Raw genomic sequence first — 6,519 nt, forward strand, 5'->3', positions numbered from 1 at the left:
ACCCACTGGATGCGTGGATCGACGATGCGATCGACTCCGAACTCATCCCGATCATGCGGTTCGCTCGTGTTTTGCGCAGAGACATCGATGCCGTCAACAATGCCATCGAACTGCCCTGGAGCAACGGACAGGCCGAAGGCCAGATCAACCGCCTCAAGACTCTCAAGCGCGCGATGTACGGTCGGGCAGGCCCTGAACTGCTGAGGGCACGAATGCTGCCACCGCTCCACACAAAGTGAGGAAGAACCTTCCCCGCAGATGATCGGCAGTCGCTCGATCGCGCGACGCGCGGGATCGGCTTCTTCCGTGAACCAGCAGGTCGATATCAGGAGTAAAAAGGTTGCGGCGGTTACCGCGAACCCATGGCTGGCGCAGCAAGCGCTCTTTTCAGCAAGCGCCCTGGTCGGGAGCCGGTGAGGATGAAATTCGGCTCGGGTGCGACGATTACATGCTCGAGGTTCCATTCGGTCTTCCCGAGCGTGTCTATAGCGACCTTCTTGGGTCCGAAACTGAACATGAATGTCGGAGCCCCACCCGCTGGCCGTTACAGCCAGGCACCGGCTGGCGAGCAAGCGGTGGAACGAAACGGAGCGCAAATCCGGCACGCAAATTGCTTTGATCTCGTAAGTGAGACGTCGGCAGGGCGTCGTGGAGGACCGAGAAATCAACCAGGAGCGTGCTCGATGCCCGCAATGCGACGGCCAGAACAGGACGATGAACCCAGCCACACCTGGGGAGCTGGACCGCTATAGCCAGCCGCGGCGCCTCCTCGTAGATCGCGCCTCCTTCAGCCAAGCCGTCCACCAGCACTACGAGGGCCACCCTATGCAGCTCTCGAACGTGGCCACAGCGCGCATGTACATTCAAGTGCGCTCCTCAGCCTTGCGTGGTCCGCTCGAAGCGCGCCAGGAACGCATTGTGTGTGGACGAGGAACGTGCGCTTGGCAGTTCAGGGGGCGAGCGCTCTCGCACTCCTCCGATGCGCCGCACCCATTCTCTGATCAGCCGGTTTGACCCGCCATGTCGCCTTTGCATTTCATCTATCGTCCCTTTGAGACGCTTATCCGCCCGCTGGATATCCCCTACGCGCCTTTGCCGGCAACAGGTCCGTTTGCGCTGCTTCTGCATTTCGCACGCATGTTCCGTGGCGTGCTGGCGGCCATCGCCGTCTTCATGATGGCGGTCGAGGGAATCAACCTCGCGGTGATCTGGGGCATGTATATCATTGTGGACGGGGTGAGCTCGCACGGTGCGGCGGTTTTCCTTGGGGAAACTTGGCCTATGCTCACGTTCCTCGGCCTGCTGATGTTCCCCGCGCAACCGCTGCTGATGTTCATCGCCAATACATTGGGTTCCCAGGCAGTGTCCGTATGCATGCCCGCCGCTATGCAATGGCATGGCTACAAGGCGGTCGAACGTCAGGACCTTGCATTCTTCCACGATCTCTTCGCCGGCCAGGTGGCGTCGCGCATTTCACAACTCGCCTCCGCCGTGCAGCAGCAGATCGTCGTAGCGTCTTACAGCATACCGTATTTTCTCGTGCAGTTTCTCGGTTCGCTTTTGCTGCTTGCCACGCTGTCATGGCCGCTGGCGCTTCCGGTCTTTTTTTGGATCATGGCGAACGTCGCAGTCGCGGTTGTGGCAGTGCCATATTTTGCCGTGCGGTCCCGCCACTCTGCCCGCGCGCGCAGCCTCGTCGTCGGCGCCATGACCGACCTCTACAGCAACATCCACGTGGTCAAGCTGTTTGCGGCCGAAGACAGCGAGGCGGACGCAATGCGCACCATCATGGGAGATGCCATCGAGACGCAACAGCTTGAACGGCGTATCCACTTAACAACCGACACCAGCGTCGTCCTGCTGAACGTCCTTCTTTCGCTGACCAACATCGCCGTCGGGCTCTGGGGACTCGTGGCCGGTTTTGTCACCACCGGCCAATTTGTTGCTTCAATCGCACTCGTTCAGCGGCTCAACGCCAACTCCCTGGCCTTTCTCCAGCTAGGACAGCAGATATTCCAGGCTGTGGGCACGATACGCGACGCGATGCCGGTCATCACCACGCCTTCAACGGTAACCGATGTCTCCGGAGCCAGGCCGCTGGCCGTTGTCGCCGGCACGGTCGAGTTCAGGGATATCCGGTTCGAATACCGGCAAGGAAAAGGGGTAATCGAGAATCTATCGCTCAGGGTCCGCGCCGGCGAGAAGGTCGGGCTCGTCGGCATGTCGGGGTCCGGCAAGTCAACGCTTGTTAGCCTGCTTCTGCGGTTCTTCGACGTAAACGATGGCGCAATCGTCGTCGACGGCCAGGATATCCGGTCGGTGACGCAGGCAAGCCTGCGTCAGAATATCGGGGTCGTGACCCAGGATGTCTCGTTGCTCCATCGCTCTGTCGGGGACAATATCCGGTACGGCCGGCCGGATGCCTCGTCGGAGGAGGTCGAACGCGCCGCAATGCTGGCCGATGCGGACGGTTTCGTGGCCGACCTCAAGGACAGCGAAAACCGCACCGGCTACGATGCTTTCGTCGGTGACCGCGGGGTGAAGCTTTCTGGCGGGCAGCGTCAGCGGGTCGCCATCGCTCGGGTGCTGCTTAAGGACGCGCCAATCCTCCTTCTAGACGAGGCGACTTCTGCCCTGGACAGTGAAGCCGAGGCGGCGGTCCAAGAAAAACTCGAGCTTATAATGGAGGGCAAGACGGTGATCGCCATTGCCCACCGCCTGTCGACGATTGCCAGCATGGACAGGATCGTCGTGCTCGACAAAGGGCGCATCGTTGAGGAGGGCTCCCCCTCGGAGCTACTCAAACGCGACGGCCTGTATGCCCGCCTGTGGCGGCGGCAGACCGGCGGCCACATTGCCGACAGTTCCGAGGAGAGATAAGCCGACTGGAAGCTCGTTCGTCACGGCTCCGCGCTGCTCGCAATGCTTGGCTGTTGTCGTAGAGAGCGGGCATGTTCGCGTTAGACAAATCTCGGCTTTCGCCGCCTCCGTCGCAAATGTGTGGGAATGGGCGACGAGATTGCCACAAGAGCTCTTCGGTTCTATCGCGAGAAGCTGTCCGCCCGCGGCCGCGCCGATGCTGGTACCGCCTAGTCTTAAGCAGTGGTGATCGCTCGACTTCGTCTCCGACCGTTCCACATCCTCACTGTCGTCGACGATTGGACGCGGGACACAAAGCGCGCTGCTGAGGTGGTGCCCGAACGTGCAAGGACACAGAAGCTTACGATACGAGGGGTGAGCCGAGTCGAAAAACTGGAAACTCCGTCTGGTGCAATCCGGACCGGGTCACAAGGCGTGGTACAAGAGTTGGGTGGCGCAACACCGCTGGTTAATTGCGCCGGTGCTATCGCGGCCTCTGGTCCGCAACGGCGCAGGCAACACGCCGAGGAGCAGGGGCGCATGGCAGATTGCCCCAACCGGCTCGACGTCGCCATGCTCGACGAGCTTCGGGAATTGGGGTCAGCGAACGCATGACCGGCAGGGCCGGGGGGTGGCTCGTTTGCCGACGCCACTGCAATTGGCCCCGCAACGGGGTCGCGAGCCGGAATTCAACCAGGCCGTTCGCCTAAAACTGATCCAGCTCAAGGCGGCCCACCGCTACCCATGTAGAACGGGCAACGAGCGCGGTGCGCACCAGACAAAGGGCAATGACCAAAGCCGTCCTCGACATCGCATCGGAGTTCAACGTCTTTGCACCAATGCCCAGGAATGGTCGACGCGACAAACAACTCCCCGCGTACAGGCGCTGAGAGCCGCCGACGTTTAACGGAAAATCACAAACGGGCTATCCCGATCCCTGGGGGGCCAAGGAGGCCGCCCCATGAATCGCTGCACATCATCAGTTTGCAATTCTTGCTTTCGCCACCGTCTGCACATTGGCTACCGTCGCTACGGCGGCGGATCGGACCATCTATGCACCGCCCGACAAGAGCCTCGTGTTTCTTAGTGGCGTCGGCTACACGTGGCTCAAGGCCAACGAGCTTGTCTACGACAGGGGCAGATCACAATGGGCACGAACAATCCGCCGCTTTCGCCCGAGGACGTCGAACGTTTCGGGCCTGATCCCCTTACCAGCTTCCGCACCAATCTGGCGTCGGTTGAAGAGCGCATCACGCTTGCTTGCGCACGGGCCGGGCGCGACCGTGCCTCCGTGCGGTTGCTGCCGATCACCAAGACGGTGCCGGCCCATATCCTGCGATATGCCTTCGACGTCGGCATCAGCACCTTCGGCGAGAACAAGATCCAGGAGGCAATGACAAAGTGCGAGGCGCTTCACGATCTCGCCATCGACTGGAGCATCGTCGGACATCTGCAGACCAACAAGGCCAAATATCTGACCCGCTTCGCGCGTGAGTTTCATGCGCTCGACAGCCTGCGGCTCGCCGACCTTCTGAACACGCGGCTGGAACGCGAAGATCGCTTCCTCGACGTCTATGTGCAGGTCAACACGTCTGGCGAGGACAGCAAGTTCGGCCTCCATCCGAACGCACTGCTGCCCTTCGTGGAGACTCTCGATCAGCTTCCCCGTCTCCGGCCATGCGGGTTGATGACACTTGCGCTGTTTTCCTCCGACATGGCCAAGGTGCGGCCTTGCTTCATTCTGCTGCGCCGGCTGCGGGACAAAGCCGTGAAGCACAACGCCGCGCTGACCGGGCTCTCCATGGGCATGACCGGAGACTTCGAGGAAGCCATCGAGGAAGGCGCCACTGTCGTGCGCGTCGGTCAAGCCATCTTCGGCAAGCGGCCGACGCCTGACGGCCACTACTGGCCGGGTTTCGCCCCCACCGATCGAGGAATTGAACCATGATTTTTCGCAAACGGCCTGTCTGCTTTTCCGATCACCCCCGCCGATCATTCCGGCCGGGTCGACGTTGACGCGCTACGGAAACTGGTCAGCCGGTTGATCGCGGCTGAGGTCGATTCCATCGGCCTGCTCGGAGCACCGGCATTTATGTGTATCTGACTCGCGACGAACGACGCCGCGCTATCGAAGCTGCGGTGGAGGAAGCCTCGGGTCATATCCCGGTCGTCGCCGGCATCGGTGCGTTGCGCACCGACGATGCGGTGAAGCTCGCCCAGGACGCCAAGCCATTGGCGCATCAGCCGGTCCTCTTTCGGCCGCTTCCTACACGCCCTTACCGAAGACGAGGTATACGAGCATTTCAGGGCGATAGCGGCCGAGAGCGGCCTTCCCATCGTCTCGTCGCGATCAAGAACCCCGGCTGGAAGACGGACGACACAGCCCGGCATCTCGCTGAGCAGCGCGCGATCGTTCCGGACGGCTTTTCCATCGGATGCAGCGGCGACTGGCTGGCCACGGAAACCATGATCGCCGGCGCCGACACCTGGTACAGGCGTTCTTGCAGGGCTGTTCCCAAAAGTCTGCCTCAAGATCGTCAGAGCTGCACAAAAGGCGATGCCGCCCCAGGAACGCCAGCTCGATGCCGCACTGGCGCCGATTTGGGATTTGTTCAGGCAGTATTCCAGCCTGCGCGTCGTCTGTGCATTGGCCGAAACTCTCGACGTCTGCCGCGCTGAGCCGCCTCGGCCGATCCTGCCGCTTCCCGAGCCGGTGAAGCGACACGTGGCCGAGATGCTGGCAGGCCGACCATCAGGAATGGCTAAGGGATAATGCTGTGATGTCTCCAACCCCGCTCACCATTCACGTCCAGTTCGACACGCTCGGCACATTCGAGCAGGCGGAAGAGGCCGGATATGTGCCGGAATATGTCGATGTTGCCGACAGCGGCCTGACCGCCGCGCCACTCGACTTCGATATGCGACACAGTCTCGATACGCTCGACGAACTGCGCGTATCGTCCTTATTTCGCGGTTTCAGATGTGAAACCGTCATAGATCTGGGAGATTGATATGCGATGGCATATTAAATGCGCTATGCAATAGAAGATGTCGTAACAGCGCTTAAGTCCGCGCGCGAGGCGAAAGCCTTGAGCCAGCGCACCTCGGCGCGCGCAGGGGTGCCTCAAAGTATTTCGAAAATCGAAAGCGGCAAGGTCGATCTGCAACTTTCCAGCCTAATTCAGCTGGCGCGGCCCCTCGATCTTGAAGTGAAGCTCCTGCCGAAGAAGGCGCTTCCCGCAGTGGACAGTGTCGTGCGGTCGACCACGCCCCAGGCGACCAGCAAAGAAGCCGCGAGCGCCCTGAACAAACGACGGCAGGCTGAGATCGTAACGGAGACGCTGCGCACAGCTCTACCCAATGACACGCAATTGCATCGCGCGTCGACGGTCCTGAGGGAGCTCTCACATTAAAGGTTCTTCCTCACTTTGTGTGGAGCGGTGGCAGCATTCGTGCCCTCAGCAGTTCAGGGCCTGCCCGACCGTACATCGCGCGCTTGAGAGTCTTGAGGCGGTTGATCTGGCCTTCGGCCTGTCCGTTGCTCCAGGGCAGTTCGATGGCATTGTTGACGGCATCGATGTCTCTGCGCAAAACACGAGCGAACCGCATGATCGGGATGAGTTCGGAGTCGATCGCATCGTCGATCCACGCATCCAGTGG

The 6,519-nt window shown here is 61.0% G+C and carries 7 protein-coding genes; 6 read left to right on the plus strand and 1 reads right to left on the minus strand.

All coding sequences use genetic code 11. From position 1 onward, the window contains the following. The 6 genes from AC1D1L_RS33175 to AC1D1L_RS33200 all read left to right on the plus strand — a co-directional run. Positions 1-239, plus strand: a 239-nt coding sequence (locus AC1D1L_RS33175; protein WP_477345699.1) for a transposase, incomplete at its 5' end; no start/stop codon positions are given. 781 nt (positions 240-1,020) lie between these two features. Then, positions 1,021-2,880 (plus strand): ABC transporter ATP-binding protein, encoded by a 1,860-nt coding sequence (locus tag AC1D1L_RS33180; RefSeq protein WP_477345701.1) that lies wholly within the window; start codon positions 1,021-1,023, stop codon positions 2,878-2,880. Between the two features lie 1,126 nt (positions 2,881-4,006). Continuing rightward, the gene (locus AC1D1L_RS33185; RefSeq protein ID WP_006333993.1) at positions 4,007-4,807 is read left to right on the plus strand and encodes a YggS family pyridoxal phosphate-dependent enzyme; all 801 of its coding nucleotides are present in this window, start codon (positions 4,007-4,009) and stop codon (positions 4,805-4,807) included. Positions 4,808-4,998: 191 nt separating this feature from the next. After that, positions 4,999-5,538, plus strand: a complete 540-nt coding sequence (locus AC1D1L_RS33190; protein ID WP_477345704.1) for a hypothetical protein — start codon at positions 4,999-5,001, stop codon at positions 5,536-5,538. 101 nt (positions 5,539-5,639) lie between these two features. Next, positions 5,640-5,870, plus strand: a complete 231-nt coding sequence (locus AC1D1L_RS33195) for a hypothetical protein (protein WP_436175308.1) — start codon at positions 5,640-5,642, stop codon at positions 5,868-5,870. Between the two features lie 18 nt (positions 5,871-5,888). Continuing rightward, complete coding sequence (locus tag AC1D1L_RS33200) at positions 5,889-6,272, plus strand: helix-turn-helix domain-containing protein (RefSeq protein WP_436175307.1); 384 nt, start codon at positions 5,889-5,891, stop codon at positions 6,270-6,272. 10 nt (positions 6,273-6,282) lie between these two features. Here the strand turns inward: AC1D1L_RS33200 and AC1D1L_RS33205 are convergent. After that, the coding region (locus AC1D1L_RS33205) for a transposase (RefSeq protein WP_477345699.1) at positions 6,283-6,519 on the minus strand (237 nt) is incomplete at its 5' end.

The sequence above is a fragment of the Mesorhizobium sp. P2_D6 genome, assembly GCF_056404315.1.